19 protein-coding genes are annotated in these 19,359 nt (G+C 38.9%); 12 read left to right on the top strand and 7 right to left on the bottom strand.

Annotated features, from left to right (window positions below; genetic code table 11):
- Positions 1-3 precede the first annotated feature (3 nt).
- Both EGI31_RS05820 and EGI31_RS05815 read right to left on the bottom strand, forming a co-directional pair.
- A complete protein-coding gene (locus tag EGI31_RS05820; RefSeq protein WP_255036241.1) occupies positions 4-828 on the bottom strand; it encodes a phosphosulfolactate synthase in 825 nt (274 codons plus the stop codon).
- 153 nt (positions 829-981) lie between these two features.
- Positions 982-2,316 carry an MFS transporter gene (locus tag EGI31_RS05815; RefSeq protein ID WP_255036240.1) on the bottom strand — a complete coding sequence of 445 codons (1,335 nt, stop codon included), beginning with the start codon at positions 2,314-2,316 and terminating at the stop codon, positions 982-984.
- A gap of 134 nt (positions 2,317-2,450) precedes the next feature.
- On the opposite strand from EGI31_RS05815, the gene EGI31_RS05810 reads away from it, so the two are divergent.
- The 7 genes from EGI31_RS05810 (at position 2,451) to EGI31_RS05780 (ending at position 10,781) form a co-directional block, all read left to right on the top strand.
- Positions 2,451-3,842, top strand: coding sequence for a POTRA domain-containing protein (locus EGI31_RS05810; RefSeq protein WP_255036239.1), 1,392 nt, complete (start codon positions 2,451-2,453; stop codon positions 3,840-3,842).
- A gap of 79 nt (positions 3,843-3,921) precedes the next feature.
- Positions 3,922-4,386, top strand: a complete 465-nt coding sequence (locus EGI31_RS05805) for a hypothetical protein (RefSeq protein ID WP_255036238.1) — start codon at positions 3,922-3,924, stop codon at positions 4,384-4,386.
- A gap of 105 nt (positions 4,387-4,491) precedes the next feature.
- Complete coding sequence (mutL, locus tag EGI31_RS05800) at positions 4,492-6,348, top strand: DNA mismatch repair endonuclease MutL (protein ID WP_255036237.1); 1,857 nt, start codon at positions 4,492-4,494, stop codon at positions 6,346-6,348.
- A 54-nt stretch (positions 6,349-6,402) separates the two neighbouring features.
- Entirely contained in the window at positions 6,403-7,062 is a 660-nt protein-coding gene (locus EGI31_RS05795) for a rhomboid family intramembrane serine protease (RefSeq protein ID WP_255036236.1), read from the top strand.
- 33 nt (positions 7,063-7,095) lie between these two features.
- Positions 7,096-7,995, top strand: a complete 900-nt coding sequence (locus EGI31_RS05790) for a rhomboid family intramembrane serine protease (RefSeq protein ID WP_255036235.1) — start codon at positions 7,096-7,098, stop codon at positions 7,993-7,995.
- A 63-nt stretch (positions 7,996-8,058) separates the two neighbouring features.
- Complete coding sequence (gene dxs / locus EGI31_RS05785) at positions 8,059-9,987, top strand: 1-deoxy-D-xylulose-5-phosphate synthase (protein WP_255036234.1); 1,929 nt, start codon at positions 8,059-8,061, stop codon at positions 9,985-9,987.
- A complete protein-coding gene (locus tag EGI31_RS05780; protein ID WP_255036233.1) occupies positions 9,984-10,781 on the top strand; it encodes an AAA family ATPase in 798 nt (265 codons plus the stop codon). The genes dxs and EGI31_RS05780 overlap by 4 nt, the downstream gene beginning before the upstream one ends.
- A 97-nt stretch (positions 10,782-10,878) precedes the next feature.
- Here the strand turns inward: EGI31_RS05780 and tyrS are convergent, their stop codons facing one another.
- The 4 genes from tyrS to EGI31_RS05760 form a co-directional block, all read right to left on the bottom strand.
- Positions 10,879-12,192: a tyrosine--tRNA ligase gene (tyrS, locus tag EGI31_RS05775; protein ID WP_255036232.1), complete on the bottom strand. Its 1,314-nt coding sequence runs from the start codon at positions 12,190-12,192 to the stop codon at positions 10,879-10,881.
- A 6-nt stretch (positions 12,193-12,198) separates the two neighbouring features.
- Positions 12,199-12,837, bottom strand: coding sequence for a porin family protein (locus EGI31_RS05770; protein WP_255036231.1), 639 nt, complete (start codon positions 12,835-12,837; stop codon positions 12,199-12,201).
- 145 nt (positions 12,838-12,982) lie between these two features.
- Positions 12,983-14,377 carry a hypothetical protein gene (locus tag EGI31_RS05765; RefSeq protein ID WP_255036230.1) on the bottom strand — a complete coding sequence of 465 codons (1,395 nt, stop codon included), beginning with the start codon at positions 14,375-14,377 and terminating at the stop codon, positions 12,983-12,985.
- The gene (locus EGI31_RS05760) at positions 14,370-14,948 is read right to left on the bottom strand and encodes an RNA polymerase sigma factor (RefSeq protein WP_255036229.1); all 579 of its coding nucleotides are present in this window, start codon (positions 14,946-14,948) and stop codon (positions 14,370-14,372) included. Before EGI31_RS05760 ends, EGI31_RS05765 begins: the two co-directional genes overlap by 8 nt.
- Positions 14,949-15,202: 254 nt before the next feature.
- Between EGI31_RS05760 and EGI31_RS05755 the strand changes: the two genes are divergently transcribed.
- From EGI31_RS05755 to EGI31_RS05745, 3 genes are all read left to right on the top strand, one after another.
- The gene (locus EGI31_RS05755) at positions 15,203-15,835 is read left to right on the top strand and encodes a hypothetical protein (protein ID WP_255036228.1); all 633 of its coding nucleotides are present in this window, start codon (positions 15,203-15,205) and stop codon (positions 15,833-15,835) included.
- A gap of 75 nt (positions 15,836-15,910) precedes the next feature.
- Entirely contained in the window at positions 15,911-16,063 is a 153-nt protein-coding gene (locus EGI31_RS05750) for a hypothetical protein (protein ID WP_255036227.1), read from the top strand.
- Positions 16,064-16,160: 97 nt separating this feature from the next.
- A complete protein-coding gene (locus EGI31_RS05745) occupies positions 16,161-16,796 on the top strand; it encodes a carbohydrate-binding family 9-like protein (protein WP_255036226.1) in 636 nt (211 codons plus the stop codon).
- A gap of 197 nt (positions 16,797-16,993) precedes the next feature.
- Here the strand turns inward: EGI31_RS05745 and EGI31_RS05740 are convergent, their stop codons facing one another.
- Positions 16,994-17,542 carry a cob(I)yrinic acid a,c-diamide adenosyltransferase gene (locus EGI31_RS05740; RefSeq protein ID WP_255036225.1) on the bottom strand — a complete coding sequence of 183 codons (549 nt, stop codon included), beginning with the start codon at positions 17,540-17,542 and terminating at the stop codon, positions 16,994-16,996.
- 120 nt (positions 17,543-17,662) lie between these two features.
- On the opposite strand from EGI31_RS05740, the gene EGI31_RS05735 reads away from it, so the two are divergent.
- The gene (locus tag EGI31_RS05735; RefSeq protein ID WP_255036224.1) at positions 17,663-18,163 is read left to right on the top strand and encodes a hypothetical protein; all 501 of its coding nucleotides are present in this window, start codon (positions 17,663-17,665) and stop codon (positions 18,161-18,163) included.
- Positions 18,163-19,359, top strand: coding sequence for an S-adenosylmethionine:tRNA ribosyltransferase-isomerase (locus EGI31_RS05730; protein ID WP_255036223.1), 1,197 nt, complete (start codon positions 18,163-18,165; stop codon positions 19,357-19,359). The genes EGI31_RS05735 and EGI31_RS05730 overlap by 1 nt, the downstream gene beginning before the upstream one ends.

Below are 19,359 nucleotides of genomic sequence, written 5' to 3'. Positions count from 1 at the left end.
AAATTAGTCGTCTTGTCTGATGCGATCGTCTTGGTAATATCTGCCTAATTTGTACTTCTGTTTTACGTCATCCGTCAGGAAAGTGGCAAAAGTATCTCCTCTCAAGCCTAAACGAATAGTTTCCAACGGGATGATTTCGTTTGGTGCAATGTTACCAAGGTTTACATTGGTTCCAACTAATTTCACAAAATACACTTGTTGGGATTTTTGCGGAGCTTCCCAAATGATATTTTCGGCAGAAATGGCGTGAATTATTTCGTCAACCAAACCTTGCCTTACTTCACCCGAGCTTCTGTATAGACCTATATTTCCGCCTTCACGAGCTTCACCTATCACTTTCCAAGCACCAGCTTCTAGTTCGGCCTTCATCATTTCTATCCATTTGTAAGGAGCAAAAATCTTCTCAGCGTCTTTTGAACCTACCTCAGAAAGCACCTTGCCTCTTTTAGCTAACTCTTTGATATAAAAGCACTTTTCGTCGTGCGGCAAAGTTATAGAGCCGTCAGAAACCTCCGCATGTTCCAAACCAAACTTATCCAAAACACGCATATAGTCTTCAAACTGACCACGCACCACGAATGCTTCAAAAAGTGTTCCACCGAAATAAACGGGTATATTGGCGGCTTTATAAACGGCTAATTTTTCGTGTACGTTAGGCGTAACAAAAGAAGTAGCCCAGCCTAATTTTACTATATCAATGTAATTGGATGAGATGCTAAGCATGTCTTCGGTCTCTCTGATGCTCAAGCCTTTATCCATCACCATGGTAAGACCCTCATTTCGAGGTTGAACCGTACGCTCGGGCACTTGCGAAAGCGAGTAATTCATTTTTTCTGTATATTTTTATATTCTAAAATAAAATGCAAAAGTACAAAAATGCACCGTTGTATTTATGACTTACGACAATTTAATGACCTTTTAAACACAAAAACCGCGATTACACCATAGAATCACGGTTTTTTCCTATAATATTATTAGATTTTAGTGTCCACCACCCGCCATTGGTATATTGCTAATCTCCACTTTATTGTCAGACTTTATGAGTAAAGTAGCTACTGCAGAGATTAAGAGTAAGACACCTGCAAAGGTTATTGCTTTCCCAGGATCATTATTCAGGAAATTCTTCAAAATATAGCCAAAAGTAAGCGTTTGAATGAGCATCGGTATCACAATCATCATGTTGATTATGCCCATGTACACCCCATATCTTTCCTTCGGAATAGCACCCACCACTATCAAATACGGAATACCCATCATACTTGCCCAACCTATGCCAAAGCCTGTTATGGCCGGAAATAACAAGTATTTATTCTCTATCAACGGGAAAGCTAAAAAGCCAATTCCGGCCAGAACCAGGCAGAAAGCATGTACCATTTTTGGAGAATATTTTTTTGCAAAATAAACCAAACTAAAGGCCACCAAAAACATCACGATATTATACCAACCGTTTACTAAACCAGACCAACTCACAGCCTCATTGTAAATCGGATTATCTTGATAAACATTGGTTTTCCAGACTGATTGTGCGATACTTTTGGCCGAATTTTGCCAATAACAAAACAAGGCATACCACTGAAATAGATACACAAGAGCCAGCTGCCACATCACTTTTGGCATTTGCATAATTGCTTTTGGTATTTCTTTGAATGGTGTCAAAAGACTAAGGGGAGAAGATTTCATTTCGGCTAATTCGTCATCAGTTGGCGGTATTTCAGCGGTTGTACGCATACTCCACCAAACAGATCCCACCGAACAAATCGCACCTAAAAAAAACGAAGCATAAACCCAGGTAGGTAGTGATCCTTTTGTCCCTAGAAATAACATGGGAAAAACAAAAATAGACAAGTTGACTAAAGTTTGTCCTAAACCAGTAAAAAAGCTTTGTGCCTGAAAACCCGTTGGCTGTTGTGAAGCATCTAACTTGTCAGCAATAAATGCTCTGTAGGGCTCCATTGCAGTGTTGTTGCCTACATCCAAAAGCCAAAGCAGGCCTGCCGCCATCCAAAGAGAACTGCTAAATGGATAGAGAAACAAGGCCAAACTACACATAATAGCTCCAATGAAAAAGTAAGGTTTACGTCTTCCAAACTTAGGTGACCAAGTTTTGTCAGACATTGCACCAATGATAGGTTGAATCAAAAGGCCGGTCATTGGTCCTGCAAGGTTTAAGATCGGGATTTGGTCAGGACTGGCTCCGAGCATGTCATAAATGGGATTCACAGCACTTTGTTGCAATCCAAAACTGTACTGAATGCCAAAAAAACCAACGTTCATGTTGATAATATTGGCAAAGGTCAGCTTGGGTTTAAAATTCATATTCATAGGTTTTAGTGTTAGTATTTTTACAAAACAAATTAAAAAAATTATATTCTAGTTGATTCTTTTGAATATTTATTAAAATATAATTGAGTAATATTGTGATTTGGCTGGTAGCGGAATAGATTTAAAGAATGAAGATTGGGAGCATAAAAAGGGTCATAAGTTTAGTTTTGATTGTGTGGTATGGCGGAAACTTATATGCCCAAAACCTTCTAAAAATAAACAAAATAGAAGTTTCGGGTAATTCGAAAACCAAGGAGGGAATTATTCTTAGAGAACTTAATTTTAAAGTCGGGGATAGTCTGTCATCTGTAGATCTAGAAAAATACATAGAAAGAAGCAAGCAGAATCTCATCAACACCAATCTTTTCTTGACAGTTAACATCCTCTATAATTCGAACGACCAATTCACTGATATTTATATAGTTCTGAAAGAAAGGTGGTATCTGGTGGTTCTACCTGAAGTGCTGCTAGCCGATAGAAGTCTGAACGAATGGTGGTACGAACGAAACCGCGACCTCACCCGACTTACCTACGGTATCAACGCCAAACATTTTAATCTATCTGGTAACAATGACCAACTAAGAGCTAAAATAATGGGTGGCTTTGTGCCATATTTTGAGCTATCCTACGCCAAACCTTACATAGACAAACGTAAAAGAATTGGTATTCGGGCAGGAGCTTTTTACTCCACCCAACGTACGATGGCCTACAGAACATGGAACGATAAGCTTGACTTTTTTGTGAGCGAAAAAAGGATGAGAGAACGCAAAGGGGCTATTTTCGAACTTAGGCTTCGCAATGCCCTGTATCATTTTCATACTATCAATCTGGGTTATACCAACACTACCATTTCGGACACTATTAGCAAATTAAACCCCAACTATTTCGGTGTAAATACCACCAAACAAGAGGTTTTTAGTTTTACCTATGATTATCGCTTCGACCAACGAGACAATCGACAATATCCACTAAGTGGCAAGCTGCTTTACACCCAATTAAGTAATTTTTATGTAAAAAAAGGCTATAACCAAACCAACATTTTTGGGCTCTTTTCTTTCTACAAACCACTCAATAAATCTTTTTTTTGGGAAACGAGCCTGAGAGCCAAGCTATCAACTCCTCAAAAACAGTACTACCCACTTATAACAGGTTTAGGGTTTTCCAACAATCTGGTTCGGGGTTATGAATTGTACGTAATTGATGGTCAAAATTATGGTTTATGGAAAAATACCTTAAAATATGAGCTCCTAAAAAAAGAGTTTAATCTAAAGAATATCATCAAACTATCCCAGTTCAGCACATTACCTTTGGCCATCTATCCAAACATTTACTTCGACAGTGGCTACATAAAAAACTACATTCCCGTTTACAGTAATTCTCGATTAGCCAACAAATTGTTAAACGGTGGTGGTGTGGGACTGGATATTGTCACATGGTACAATAGCAACGTCAGAATATATTATTCGATAAACCAAAAGGGAGAAAAGAAATTCTTCTTTGGAATATCGAGAGATATGTAAAAAAACACTTTCGAATTATTAATAATATGCTTTTTATTAGTACTTTAGTATCGTTTTTAACCAACCCTTTAAGTAAAAATTGAACCCATTAGCCATAACTTACCCTAAAAAGAGGAGTATTGATTCGCCAATCGATAAGTTGACCAATAAAATCTTTGATTCCGCCGATGGAATTTTCCGAGGTTTTTCTTTTGGTCAAGACCTTGACGAAATTATCGCCAAAGAACGTTTCAAGGTTTTTGAAAGAGAAAAAGAATACGTAGGTGTTTCCTTTACAAATTCTAAAATGGAAACCATTGATATTCTGTATTTCAGAAGTGTCTTTAACAAGCTCGAAAAAATCCAGGTAGAGGTATTTATGAACACCGAAAAAGATAGCGATGACATTTTTGACGCTTTCTTCTTCAAGATTTTTGAAAAAAACGGCTACCCAAATCCAATCAAAGATGGATTCTGTTGGAACCGCGAATCTGAACCCAATGTATCGCTCAAAAAAGTTAAAAACAAATTGGACCAAGGTGTCCAGTTGGTTTTTGAAAAATAAGGCTGGCTTATTTTTTGAGCAATCTTAAATATCTTCAGTAGGCCATTCGGAATTTCCTCCCAAATTCCTGACCTTTGCCATTTAATTTTTTTCAGCAAAAAGTAAATGGACGTAATAAGACTTCTTTCAGACTCAATAGCCAACCAAATAGCCGCAGGTGAGGTTGTGCAAAGACCTGCTTCGGTGGTGAAAGAACTCATGGAGAACTCCATTGATGCCAAAGCGAGTTCTGTACAACTTATCATCAAAGAATCCGGAAAACAGCTTATTCAGGTTATAGACAACGGCCAAGGCATGTCTCCAACCGATGCCCGCATGTGTTTTGAAAGACACGCCACCTCGAAAATCAAAGAATCTGCAGATTTGTTCAATATCCGTACCATGGGCTTCAGAGGTGAGGCTTTGGCCTCTATTGCAGCCGTAGCACAAGTAGAACTCCGCACCAAAAGAGCCGAAGATGAACTCGCAACGCTAATAAAAATAGAGGGCTCAGATATCAAAACGCAAGAGTTTGTACAAAGTCCACAAGGGACCAATCTGGCCATAAAAAATCTATTCTTTAATGTACCGGCTCGGAGAAACTTCCTAAAAAGCAATCCGGTAGAGATGAAACACATCATTGAGGAGTTTCAAAGAATTGCATTGGCACATCCCGAAGTTCAGTTTTCACTCTTTCACAACGATATAGAAATCTATAATTTACCCGAAGCCAAACTAAGCAAACGAATAGTGGACGTGCTCGACAAAAGCTACAGGGACCAACTGGCTCAATGCCAAATAGACTCCAGTTTTATAAAAATAAATGGCTATGTGGGCAATCCACAAACCGCCAAAAAAGCCCGAGGCGAGCAGTATTTCTTTGTAAATAAACGTTTTATAAAAAGCAGCTACTTGCATCACGCTGTTACGGGGGCATTTGAGTCCACCATTCCGCAAGGTTCGCATCCGTTTTATGCACTTTTTATAGAAATAGACCCCAGTCATATTGATATTAACATTCACCCAACCAAAACGGAGATAAAGTTTGACGACGAAAAGGCCATTTATGCCATTCTTAGATCGGCTGTCAAACAGGCGATCGGCGTGTATAATCTTACGCCAAGTATTGATTTTGAAGCAGATATAAACATCGGAAACTTTATAACACAAAAATCTCCTTCGCCGAGTTTGGAACCGCAAAATATCAGACCGGATGCCGATACAGCTATATCAAATTTTGACAGGGAACCAAGAAGTCTGGGTGAAATAAACCAAAAAAGTAACCGTGGCAATTGGGAAAAATTATTTGAGGGTTTTGGTTCAAGAATAAATCAAGAAGCTGAAGAAACCCAACAAGTTATATTTAGTAGCAAGGCTAATAGGGTTGAAGACCTCGTGCAGTTACCGAAAGATGGCACTGACATCAATGCGATACAGGTCCACTTTCAATACATTATAGCACAAGTGAAGAGCGGCCTTATGCTCATTGACCAGCAAAATGCTTACGAACGTATTTTCTACGAAAAGTACCTCAAAGAAATCAACACCCAACCAAATGCCTCCCAACAGCTTTTGTTTCCAAAAACGGTAACTTTAACCGCCATAGACTATGCCATGAGTTTTGAAATCATAGACATGATCAGAAACATCGGCTTCAATGTGGAAGAGTTTGGGCAGAACACTTACCTCATAAACGGTGTTCCGAGCCAATTTATGGACGAGGACGAGGGCGTGTTGTTCAAGAGCATTATTGAACAATACAAAATCAACGAAAACAACCAGAAAGTGGACAAAAAAGAGGCCTTGGCCAAGACTTTGGCGAAAAGAAATGCTACCAAAATGAGCAAATCCTTGTCAAAATTGGAGATGTCGAGCCTTATCAATCAACTTTTTGAAACATCAATGCCCTCGGTGAGCCCCGATGGCAAACCAGTGATGAGCATCTTAAGTTTAGAAAAAATAGCTAACTTGTTGCTGAATTGAACAATTTTGAACCAATTCCGCCCGAAATTTCTTTAAATATCAAAACCAAAAAATATGTTTGATAGAATAACACCGATGGTGAAAAACCTTTTGATAATTAATGTGGGAGTGCATATTTTTTCGATGCTTTACTCCGTAAATTTTATACATCAATATTTTGCTTTTTTTAATCCGCTCTTGCCCAACTCGCCTGAATTATTCAATCCGCTCTTCAAACCTTGGCAGTTTATTAGTTATCAGTTTTTACATGGCGGCATAGGTCACTTATTCAGCAATATGTTCGGTTTGTTTATTTTTGGCTCAGCCCTTGAAACATTTATGGGTTCCAAGAAGTTTATAATCTACTATCTGGTTTGTGGCGTTGGTGCTGCGGTATTAAACTCAGCATTAGACTTTTACGAAATGTCTAACATGTCGGTTGACAGTATGGAATATCTTCGTCAAGCTCAAATCCCAATGGTGGGAGCCTCAGGTGCAATTTTCGGCATATTGATGGCTTTTGGATTTCTTTTTCCAAACGTTGAAATGATGCTACTGTTTTTCCCGTTTCCTTTGAAGGCGAAGTACTTTGTAGCTTTATACGGCGTTTATGAATTGGTACAAGGCACCGCAGGCCTACAATCTGGGATCGCACATTTTGCACATTTAGGTGGATTGCTGACTGGATTTATTTTATTAAAGTTTTTTGGCTTTTCAAAAAGAAATTATTATTAAATTCGTGTTCGTTTTCGTTCAATAACATTGCTGATGAGAAGTGTATTTTCGGACATATTGAATGCTTTTAGAAAAAACAACAATCAGGTCATACAGTTGATCCTGCTAAATATTTTTGTATTCTTATTTCTGGTTGTACTGAAATTTAGCCTTACTTTTTTTGCAAACCCAGCTATCTATCAGGCTTTTGTTCAGAAAAACTTCTACGTAAGTTCTTCATTTATTGAGCTAATCCAACGGCCTTGGTCACTTATTGTTTTCCCTTTCACCAATTCTAGTATACTCGATGTCTTATTCAATGGACTGGCTTTGTTCTGGTTTGGAAACATCTTGGTGGATTTTCTAGGTGGACGAAAAACCATGATTGTGTACATTACAGGTGCCATTTTTTCGGTGTTTTTCTACATGGGTCTGTGGGCAATTTTGAATGTTTTAAACAAAAACCAAACTCACCCCACCCAACTTTATGGTGCATCGGCCGGTATTTATGCCGTCATGTTTGCGGCAGTAGCACTTTTGCCTGAATATGAACTGATGTTTTTCAGGTTTTTCATCAAATTACGAATCGTTGCTATCTCATTTTTAATACTTTCGTTGTTGTTTAACCCGCATGCTGGTGTTCTGAATTTAGGAGCGGCAACATTTGGTTATCTGCAAATCAAATTTTTGAGAACCGGCCTGAATATTACGCAGCCCATTGAAAATTTCTTTGTTTGGTTCTCGAAAATTGGCCAACCTAAAAAGAAAACGGTCATGAAAAAATATAGCCCAGTTGGAGAATACAGCAGAGGTGAGTATTTCGACGACAACAACATTCCGAACCAAGACGAAGTGGATTATCTTTTAGATAAAATCAATAAAGGTGGGGGCTATGAAAGCCTCACCAAAGAAGAAAAAAATAGATTGTACAAAGCTAGTCAGAGAAAAGACTAAGCTGTGGAAACAAATAAACATTTTGGCTTTTCGGTAAGTTAAGATGAAATAACTAAACGCAATATGCTAATTACCCAGGGTGATCTTCTGAAAGACATAAATTTGCCAGAAGATTTAAAAAAACTAAGGCCAGACCAGATGCATCAGGTTTGCCAAGAATTAAGACAGTACATTATAGACATGGTGTCGGTTCATGGTGGGCATTTTGGAGCCAGTCTAGGGGTAGTAGAATTGACAGTAGCCCTGCATTATGTGTTAAACACTCCTGATGATCAGCTCATCTGGGATGTGGGTCATCAGGCATACGGCCATAAAATCTTAACAGGCCGAAAAGATAAATTCTATACTAATCGTATATATGGAGGCATTTCTGGGTTTCCAAAAAGAAAAGAAAGCGAATATGATTCATTCGGTGTAGGACACTCATCCACTTCTATCTCTGCAGCCTTAGGTATGGCCATGGGTTCACTGCACAACGGCGAAAAACACCGCCAGCACGTGGCTGTTATTGGAGATGGAGCACTTACTGCAGGTTTAGCATTTGAGGGCATGAACCATGCTGGGTCTATCAACGACGCCAACTTGTTGATTATTCTGAACGACAACTGCATGGCCATAGATCCAAATGTAGGTGCCTTAAAAGAATATTTGACAGATATAACGACTTCTAAAACTTATAACAAAGTAAAAGACGAGGTTTGGAATTTGCTGGGCAAGATGAGCAAGTTTGGCAAAAGTGCCAGAGATATTGTTGCGAAAGTAGAAAATGCCATGAAAGGTGCCTTGCTAAGCCAAAGCAACTTCTTTGAGGCACTGAATTTAAGATATTTCGGGCCGATTGATGGCCATGACATAGACCATTTGGTTGCGGTTCTGAACGATATGAAAAATATCCCTGGGCCAAAAATTTTGCATGTACTTACAGTAAAAGGCAAAGGATATGCACCGGCCGAACTCGACCAAACCAAATGGCACGCACCGGGACTTTTTGACAAAGTAACGGGCGAAATCAAGAAAAAAATCATTACTCATCCTACCGCACCCAAATATCAGGATGTTTTTGGGCATACGATTGTAGAGTTAGCCGAGAAAAACCCAAAAATTGTAGGTATCACACCAGCCATGCCATCGGGTTCATCGTTGAATATAATGATGAAAGCCATGCCAGATAGGGCTTTTGATGTCGGTATAGCAGAGCAACATGCGGTTACACTTTCTGCCGGAATGGCCACTAGAGGTTTGGCCGTATACTGCAACATCTATTCGTCGTTCATGCAAAGGGCTTATGACCAAGTGATTCACGATGTTTGCATCCAAAATTTACCTGTCATATTTTGCTTGGATAGGGCTGGATTTGCAGGTGCAGACGGACCCACACACCACGGTGCTTATGACATAGCGTTTATGCGTTGCATACCTAATATGGTGGTAGCGTCCCCTATGAACGAAGAAGAGTTAAGAAACCTCATGTTCCTAGCTCAATCAGATAGTTTTCAAGCTGGTGGCGAAGCCATAACGCTCAGATATCCTCGTGGCGAAGGTGTCATGCCAGATTGGAGAAAGCCCTTCTCTGAAATAAAAGTTGGCGAAGGCCGAAAACTAAAAGAAGGTGAAGACTTGGCAATTTTGAGTTTTGGACCAACTGGGAATGAAGTCATCAAGGCGATTGAAACACTTGAACCGGAGTTCAGTGTAGCACATTACGATATGCGTTTTGCCAAACCCTTGGACGAAGCACTCTTACATGAGGTTTTTGAGAAATTCACCCATGTCATTACAGTAGAAGACGGTTGCCTACAAGGTGGAATTGGCTCGGCTATTTTGGAGTTTATGGTAGATCATGGCTATTCTTCTAAAGTAAAACGCCTCGGTATACCAGACAGATTGGTTGAACACGGTGAACAATATCAGCTATATGCAGAATGTGGCTACGATGCCAAAGGCATAGTTGAAACCGTCCGTTCTTTACAAATTCAAGGTCATCTGGCATGATTTTACAGAGTTTTGGATTAAGAAATCTGCCTGAAACGGAGGAATTCCCTTTTAATCTCGAACTCGTAAAAAACCTTCCTTATATATCACTTAAAAAGCCCGTTACGTTTTTCATAGGCGAAAACGGCTCTGGAAAATCAACACTTCTGGAGGCCATTGCGTATGCCTCGGGCGTACCTACAGCTGGTGGGATTAGCATCACCGACGACCCGCTGATGGAACCTGCACGAGCTTTGGGCAAAATGCTCTCTTTGAGATTTATCGAAAAAACCAACCGTGGATTTTTTGCGAGAGCTGAAGATTTTATAGGTTTTGTGAAAAATATCTTACGAAGTATTGCAGAACTCGACTCAGAAATCAAGGAAATAAAAGAAACTTGGACGGGAGGAGACATCAATCTGGCCCAAAGTCCATTGCTGAGTGAAAGAAAAGAAATAACCGACCGATATACCGAAAACTTGGACGCCATGAGCCATGGCGAAGGTTTTCTGAAGTTTTTCAATACACGTATTACGGGCAAAGGCCTCTACCTCATAGACGAACCCGAGGCCGCCCTCTCCCCTGCCCGACAGTTGAGTTTGATTGTTTTGATTCAAGAAGCTGTAAAAAACAAAGGTTCTCAGTTTATCATCGCCACACATTCGCCCATTATCATGGCCATGCAAGAAGCCCAAATTCTACATTTCGAAAATAACGCTATCAACGAAATCAGTTACACCGAAACTCCTCATTATCAACTTACCAAAGCATTTATGGATAATCCTGAAAGGTATTTGAGGGAATTAGAGGGGTGAATTCGCGATTTGCAAATTGCAAATTCTCAAGTTCTTCCCTACAAAAAAGCCACTCAAAACAGAATGGCTTCATTTATTAAAGACGTTCAAAGGTATTTCACCCCAACTCCACAATATGATTCTTTTTCCCTTTTCCTATCAAAATATATTTGCCCGAGAGTAGACTAATTTCGGAAACAGCCATTTTTTCGTCCTGAGTTTTTACTTTGTTAATGCTTACAGCATTTCCTTGTAAGGCTCGCTTTGCTTCACCTTTTGAGGCATATATTTCTCCGTTGGTGGTTACCGAAATCAAATCCAACAAGGAGTGACATGCATCAAAATCGGCCTTAGAGATAGTTGTTTGTGGTACGCCGTCGAATATCTTTTTGAAAGTATTCTCGTCCAAACTTTGTAGAGTTTCTAGGGTTGCCTTTCCGTACAATACTTCAGAGGCTTTAACAGCCAATTCATATTGCTCTTTGCCATGTACACGCGTGGTTACGTCTTCTGCTATAGCCTTTTGCACCAATCTCAAATGTGGAGCTTCAGCATGTTCAGCTTCCAGTTTCTCTATTTCTTCTTTGCTCAAAAGTGTAAAAACTCTGATGAGTCTCTTACAATCTTCATCTGCCTGATTTATCCAAAACTGGTAAAATTCGTAAGGGCTGGTCATGTTTGGATCTAACCAAACATTTCCACCTTCTGACTTACCGAATTTCGTACCGTCGGCCTTAGTCACCAACGGAGTCGTCAGGGCATAAGCCGAGTATTCCACCTCGCCGTCTGCATCTGAGCCGTCGTTGTTTTCTTTTCTGCGTATAAGTTCTGTACCGGTCGTGATGTTTCCCCACTGATCCGACCCGCCCATTTGTATCCTCACATTTTTGTGTTTGTACAAATGGTAAAAATCGTAACCTTGTAGCAATTGGTAGGTAAATTCGGTGTAAGAAATACCCGTAGTGATTCTATTTTTCACAGAATCTTTACTTGACATATAATTGACTGTCAAATACTTACCTACTTCTCTCAAAAACTGCAAAAAGCCAAAATCTTTGAACCAGTCATAGTTGTTGACCATTTCGGCACTGTTGGCTCCAGAGTTGAAATCTAAGAATTTTTCCAATTGCTTTCTTATGCCCTCTTGGTTCTCTCTAAGGATATTTTCATCTAAGAATTGTCTTTCGGCAGATTTGCCCGAAGGATCACCCACCATACCCGTGGCTCCACCCACCAATGCATAAGGTTTATGCCCGGCTCTTTGTAAATGCACCAAAAGCATGATGGTGGCCAAGTTGCCGATATGGAGAGATTTAGCCGTAGGATCGAAACCTATGTAGGCCGAGGTCATTTCTTTGTCTAATTGCTCCGCAGTGCCGGGCATCATCTGATGAAGCATGCCACGCCACTGTAATTCTTCTATAAAACTCATTACTTATTAATTCTTTTTCTTTACGCCGTATTTCTTTTTCCAGAGGTAATACTCTGAAAACGTATAAGTTGCAGACACCTGAACACTCCTGTTTCTAAAGTCGAGCGGAGTTTTGAGATAATTAGAGGTACTCACATTTTGAAGACCGTGGGTATAACGAATGTTTAAACTGAACAAGGAAAACATGTCTAACATGTTGATTCTTGTACCTACTATCAAGCTTTTGTCGGTGGCTACGTCTGGACCGTAAATAGTCAGTCCATCTTTTTTGTAGCCTTTGTTTAAAGCCCAGCTTGGCTCATAACCACCCTCAAAATAAATGCCTTTTATAGGTGTAAAACCTACAATAAGAGGTGTAGAAATGTATTTATAAGAATATTTGGCCTGTGTAGGAGCAGTTGTGCTACCTCCTTTAACCTGATATACCAACTCAGGTTGAAAACTCAATCGACCAAAGTTAAATCTCGTAAAGATACCTCCTTGATAACCTACCGATAATTTCTTTTTGAATGTTACGGTGTCCAAAGTGGCTATACCGTTCACCAATAAACCTGCCTTGGGGCCGAACTCAAACAAACGAGGTTTGATTTGCCCTAAAACCGGAAGACACAAAAAAGAAAGAATAAGTATACGAATGGAGTGCATTTTTGTTTTGTTTATGTTTGAAACGTCTCAACAACGCCAAAAAGTCTGCAAATCTACTAAATTTTAAGGCGGTATTTGAGTTTAGAATAAAAAAATCCTGCTTTTTGAAATTCGAAAAGCAGGATTTTAAGGTTTCTGATAGGTATTATTTTTTCAAAGAAAACTTCAATGAGGCATTTATTCCGAATTTCTTTGGAGGTACTAAATAGGAAGCCTGTCTAAACGGAAACTCAAAATATGGATTCATCTGTCCGACAAAACGCTTATATTGGTATTGCATACCCATGCCGTAGAATAAATTACTGAAAATCTTCGGCTTATACTGATTTTCGAATTTATTGTAGTCTAATGAACCATCGAAGTTCTGTCCTTTAAATTTGACCGTTTCTATTACCGAAAGGTCAAGTTTAGTACCCGTACTGAGCATAAAAGCCAAATTGTTACGCACCGGAACATAATAGCTAAAGAATATTGGCAACTTTATACTCGAGGTTTCTATCTCGATATCTTGAATTTTCTCAGGTTTAATAGGAATATACGGCTTATATCTATCCTCAAACTTTTTACCGGTATTCATGTTAAAATCCCTCAAAAGTTTATATTCAAACTCCTTTTTACCTGTAATCAGAAGACCAGTATTAAGAGCAAATCTTTCACCCAGAAATACTTCGACAGCCGGCCCAAGGCTATTAAAATTCCTGCCCATATAGTCACCAGTTATTCCAAATCTGGCATTTATTCGGCTTAGGTCTATTTTCTTAGCCTTTTTTTGATCCGTTGGAAGTGTTGCTTTATTTTCTGGAATAATTAATTCTTCAACTTGTTTTTGCTCCTTCTTAGGTTCTTCGTCTACCTTCCCAGAGGTATCTTCTACCTTAGCTGCTTTCAGTTTTTCATCCGAAACCCCCGCTACAACCTTATCTACTTGTTGGTTGGGCTGAAAAGCCAAGTTAGTTTGAGCCAAATCTTTATCCGAAACCGCCTCCTTATCAATAATATCCTTACTTGCAGTTAGTTTATCTGCCAGATCAGTTTCTGAATTCTTAGATTTGTTTTTGACCGTTTTAGATTTAGAATCCAACACTGCCTTACTCTCGGCACTTCCCTGTTCTTTAACTTTTGCTTTTGTTTTTTCAGCCAAAACTTGGTTTTTGTTGCTTGAAGTCAAGTCTTCGTCTTCTACGTACTCATCGGCTACTCGCACATATCGGGTGACATACCGAGTGGTAAATACAGTATCACTCTGCCGAACATATATGGTATCGGTAATGATTTTTGTTTCTGGCGAACTGGTTATAGTAGAGATTTTATCATTCAGTAATTTGTTTTCTTTTCTAATGGTTTGATTATTGTATTGTGAACCTAAAAAAGCCACAGTTGCTAGGCCTCCAAACACCCAGCTGCCATAATCTCGCAGAAAACTCATATACCATGGTATAGGCAGAGAGCGTTTGAGCTTCTGCCAAGCAGCCTCACTATACTCTGGCCGTATAGATTCGAGCTTTTTTCTTATGTCATCATCAAAATTATTCTCAGACATGATTATTTTGATTTATATTTTCATCTAAATATAGCGTTACCCATTCTTGCATTTTGTGTCTAGCTTTTACAAGATTTGACCTTGACGTACCTTCATTGATGTTGAGCATCTCGGCTATTTCGGCATGAGAGTACCCTTCAACCACGTAGAGCGAAAAAACCATTCGATAAGAAGGAGGAAGTTTTTGGACCAATTCCAATATATCTTCCGCCGACATCCTCTCCACCAAGTTGTCATTACTTTCGATTTGGGGAGCATTTTGGATGTCTATCAAACTTACTTTTGGACTGTTACGCCGATAATAATCTATACAAGTCCTCACCAAAACCGTCCGAAACCAAGCCTCAAAAGACTGATTGGCATCGTACATTTTAATTTTAGCAAAAACCTTTAAGAAACCATCGTTCACCATTTCGTCGACTTCGTCGCTCGACCCGGCGTATCGCAAACATATCCTTTTGGCCAAGCCGTAGTAATGTTCGAAAAGATGTTTTTGAGCTGAGCCGCTGTCTGCCCTACATCCTTCCAACACTTTTACCAAGTCAAAAGATTTGTTTCTTTTAAATATCACAAAGGCTTTCTTTTATATTATACTGGAATTCTTATTTATACAAAAGTATACGTAATTGTAAATAGAAATCGTTGCCTAAGGCAATTAAAATATTTTTTAGAACCAAGGCAACATAAAAAAAAAGCGTTTCGTATAGTATTTCAGAAAGGCCATTAAACCTTTTGCCTTTTTTTAAATCAAACAAGTATTCCATGGAAAAAATTTACTTGTAGGAAGTTCTTACATTGTTTAAATCAAATTATTATCTATTTCTTATGAAAAATTTAAAAGTATTAATTCTGGCTCTTTTTTGTGCTGTAGCAGGTTTAACCTCTTGTGAAAACCTTGGATTATCTCCTTCAGAAACTACAGATGACGCTGCTTACGCCGACTTCATGTTTATGGCCACGGCGGATAGTTCAGGTACAGGTGGCAAACATGGTCATGGCAAAAAGCACAATTTGACCGAAATAGAAACTTCGGCATTACCAGCAAACGTGACTTCGTACATTTCAACCAATTATGTCGGTTCTACTATCAAACGTGCCGCCAAGTCAGACTCTGGCAAATATGCAGTACATATCGTATTGACAGATAGCACCCACAAAGGTTTGTTATTTGACGCAGCTGGCGTATTTATTAAGGAAGTATCTGGTAAAGGCCGCGGAGGTGAGAAAATTGATGTTGCCACCCTTCCAGCGAGCATAACTACTTATATAACTACCACTTATGCAGGTTCTACCGTGAACAGTGCGAGAAAATCAAGTGATGGAAAGTATGGTGTATTAGTAACCAAAGCAGATGGAACCAAGGTAATGTTAGGTTTTGACGCTGCGGGAGTTTTCCTCAACGAGCTCACCATGAAAGACAAAGGTGGCAAAGGAAAAGGAAAGGGTAAAGGCAAATGAGCGTAAAAATTATGACTTCTGGAAAGTAAAATTTCCAGAAGTTATTTTTTCCTAATAGTAAAACACGGACCACTCATGAAAATAATCATTAAAGAAAAAAATACTAAGGAAAACTTGCGGGAATTGGTTGACAATAATGGTAAATTTGAGTTGACCAAACTTCAGATAAGTAAAGGAAATGTACTGAAACTGCAGTTTGGCAACAAAAACCTGTCAATCATCCTTTAGAGAATTGAATTTTATGGCTTTTAGTCATTCCCTAATTTTTTTTATAGTTTTGCAGACCAATTTTCTACAAATTGATTTAAGCAAAGAAAAAACTACAATGCCCAACCGAGAGATAAACCTTAAAAACAACGGAGAGTCAGTAAAAGTAGACCCACATTTCAAACATTCTACTAACGGCCAAGCTGTTGATTACCTGACCAATGTTTCCATAAAATCTGATAACGAATTCCTTCATATTGCTTTCGAATGTCTTCAGGACGATTTCGTGGAGCAAAACAACATGGTAGTTCATAACGATCCCCTGTACAATCAGGAGGTTTTTGAGGTATTTATTAGTCCGGGCAACGAAGATTCTAAACATTATCTAGAAATAGAAATCAATCCAAACAATGCACTTTGGGTAGGTACCATAAACAATCCTACTTTGGGAGAAGAAACCCAGACTTTAGAAGGAATGATTGCTCACAAAGACGCTGGGATCCTACATGAAGCCGTAAAATCTTCAAGTTCATGGAACGGACGCATGTCCATACCTTGGAAACTGGTTGGCAGAGATCCAAAAGGACAATACAGAATAAATTTTTACAGAATCCGCTCTAAACAGTCACACCCAGAAGCCAACTGGACATGCGATGCCGAAACTTGCGACTTCATTTGTTGGAGTTCTACACTTTCAGGCGAATCGCCTGCATTTCATAGACCAAAAAGATTTGGATTCCTGACTGTAGATTGAATTTTTTGGGCACACGGCAGAACACGTATTAGACCGCAGCAGAGGCCGCACAGAATATACTTTAAAATCATGGACTAGTTATACTCAACAGCCTTAAAGTAAGACTTAGTTAAATTCACCTTAATGGATTGAAACAATATAAATGAAAAAAATCCGTGTCTCATCCATAAAATCCGTGTTCAATTGACCATCCAAACTTACCTCGGTTTCCAAGCAATCTCAGGAGCATTTTGTTCTTGTGTGATTTTCCTAGAAAGCACAAACAAATAATCAGACAATCTATTTAAGTATTTAATAATCAACACATTCACTTCTTCATTGTGAGACAACCTTATCACCTGACGTTCTGACCTTCGGCAAACGGTTCGTGCCACATGTGCAAAAGAAACCAAAGGATGTCCGCCCGGTAGAACAAAAGCTCGTAGAGTTGGAATAACTTCGTTGTAGGCATCCATTTCTTTCTCTAGAACTTCTATGTCGCTCTCAAAAAGTTCAGGGAGTTTCTTCTTATTTTGCTCTGGCTCTGAGGCCAATTCAGCACCGATAGTAAACAATCTATCCTGAATCTCTTTCAGAAAAGCATTACGCTCTTTGTTTTCAGGAGCATCTGCCAAAACACCAATCCAAGCATTGAGTTCGTCTACACTTCCGTAAGCTTCTATTTTTATATCGTCTTTGGGTAATCTCGTTCCGCCAATGAGTGAAGTAGTACCTTTATCGCCTGTTTTTGTATAAATTTTTGACATTTTTTCTTCAATTTAATAAATATGCAAGGCCTTCTCCCCTACCTTTGTGAAACATTTCGACAAGACAAAAGTTTAATTATAAAAGAATAAAATTAGATACATTTATTCGAAAGTCTCAATATGACAAATATATTTTTTAAGTTTTGGAGGGTTGCCTCTGTGGTTATCGTCACTGCTGTTATTCTTTTTTGCTACGCCAACTTACCTGATTCAATCGCCATAGGCCACGATGACCAAGGTTATCCAAACAGATTCATCAACAAACAACAGTTTTTCTATTGGACAGTTGGTGTAGTATTTAGCATAAATATTCTTATGGATTTACTCAAAAACTTATTGCTCAATATAAATTTCAAAGGTCTAAACTCAAATAGTGTTTGGGCCAATCAGCCAACAGCCTTGAAATCCTTATTAACAGGTTGGTTTTCAGCATTTTTAGCCTTTCTAAATACCTATTTGGTCTTTGTCATTCTGGGTCTTAACAACATCAATTCAAAAAAAGGCCAAATGTTAGACTTCAATTACAACTGGCTACTGATTTTTGGGGTGTTTGTATTGATGATTCTGTTATTTTTCGTTCCATTTAGATTACTTTTTTCTAACCCAACTCCAGAGGATTGATGCAGATCAAAATCTCAGATTATAATTACGTACTAGACAACGAACGTATAGCCAAATATCCTGTAGAACCACGGGATAGTTCCAAGCTTTTGTTTTACTATCATGAAGAAATCTCACATCAACGTTTCACGGACATTGTAGATTTATTACCCGAAAACACCCATTTGGTGCTAAATAATACCAAAGTAATACCTGCTCGGATGTTCTTCAAAAGAGAAACTGGGGCCGTTATTGAGGTATTTCTGCTAAATCCAATAAGCCCTAGTAACGTAATTTCGCTGGCAATGGAGGCCAAGTATGAGATTATTTGGGAATGTGTGATTGGCAACAAAAAAAAGTGGAAAACTGAAGAGGTTCTCAGTGCCGAAGTAGAAATAAACCATCGGAACGTGCAAATAAATGCATCATTTGCAGACCGAGAGCAAAACGAAGTCAAAATTAGCTGGAATTCGGAAGATAACTTTAGTGACTTGGTGGAGGCTTTTGGCAAAATTCCACTGCCGCCCTACCTGAATAGAGAGTCAGAAGAAACCGATATAGAAAACTACCAAACCGTATATTCCAAAAACAAAGGTGCAGTGGCGGCTCCTACGGCTGGTTTGCATTTTACAGATGCTGTTTTTGAAAAAATTAGTAATAAAGGCATACAAAAAAGTTTTCTAACCTTGCATGTGGGAGCGGGAACATTCATGCCTGTAAAAGCCGAAAACGCCATAGAGCACCCTATGCATAATGAGCAATTGGTGTTTTCGAGAGAATTTGTAGAGGCTTTATTAGAAAACCATTCGTTCGTGGTTCCGGTCGGTACAACTTCCATGCGGTCGTTGGAGAGCTTATATTGGTTTGGAGTAAAATTGATTGAAAACCCAATGAGTCATTTCTTTATCGAAAAACTATTTCCTTATGAAGAAAGAACCGAAATATCGACATTAGACGCTTTAAAAGCCGTACTTTCATATTTCGAAAGAAATCAATTGAAAGAAATAATTGGTCAAACCGAAATCATGATTTTCCCGAGCTATAAATTCAAGATTTGTAAAGGATTGATTACCAACTTCCATCAACCATCTTCTACCCTCTTGATGTTGGTAGCAGCCTTTGTGGGAGAACACAACTGGAAAAAAATATATTCAGAAGCACTAAATAACGATTACAGATTCCTAAGTTTTGGGGACTCAAGTCTTTTAATACCATAG

It is taken from the genome of Lacihabitans soyangensis (assembly GCF_024343775.1).
Classification (GTDB): Bacteria; Bacteroidota; Bacteroidia; order Cytophagales; family Spirosomataceae; genus Leadbetterella; species Leadbetterella soyangensis.
The sequence above is the reverse complement of the archived record's forward strand: the minus strand, read 5'-3'. Positions and strand labels throughout refer to the sequence as shown.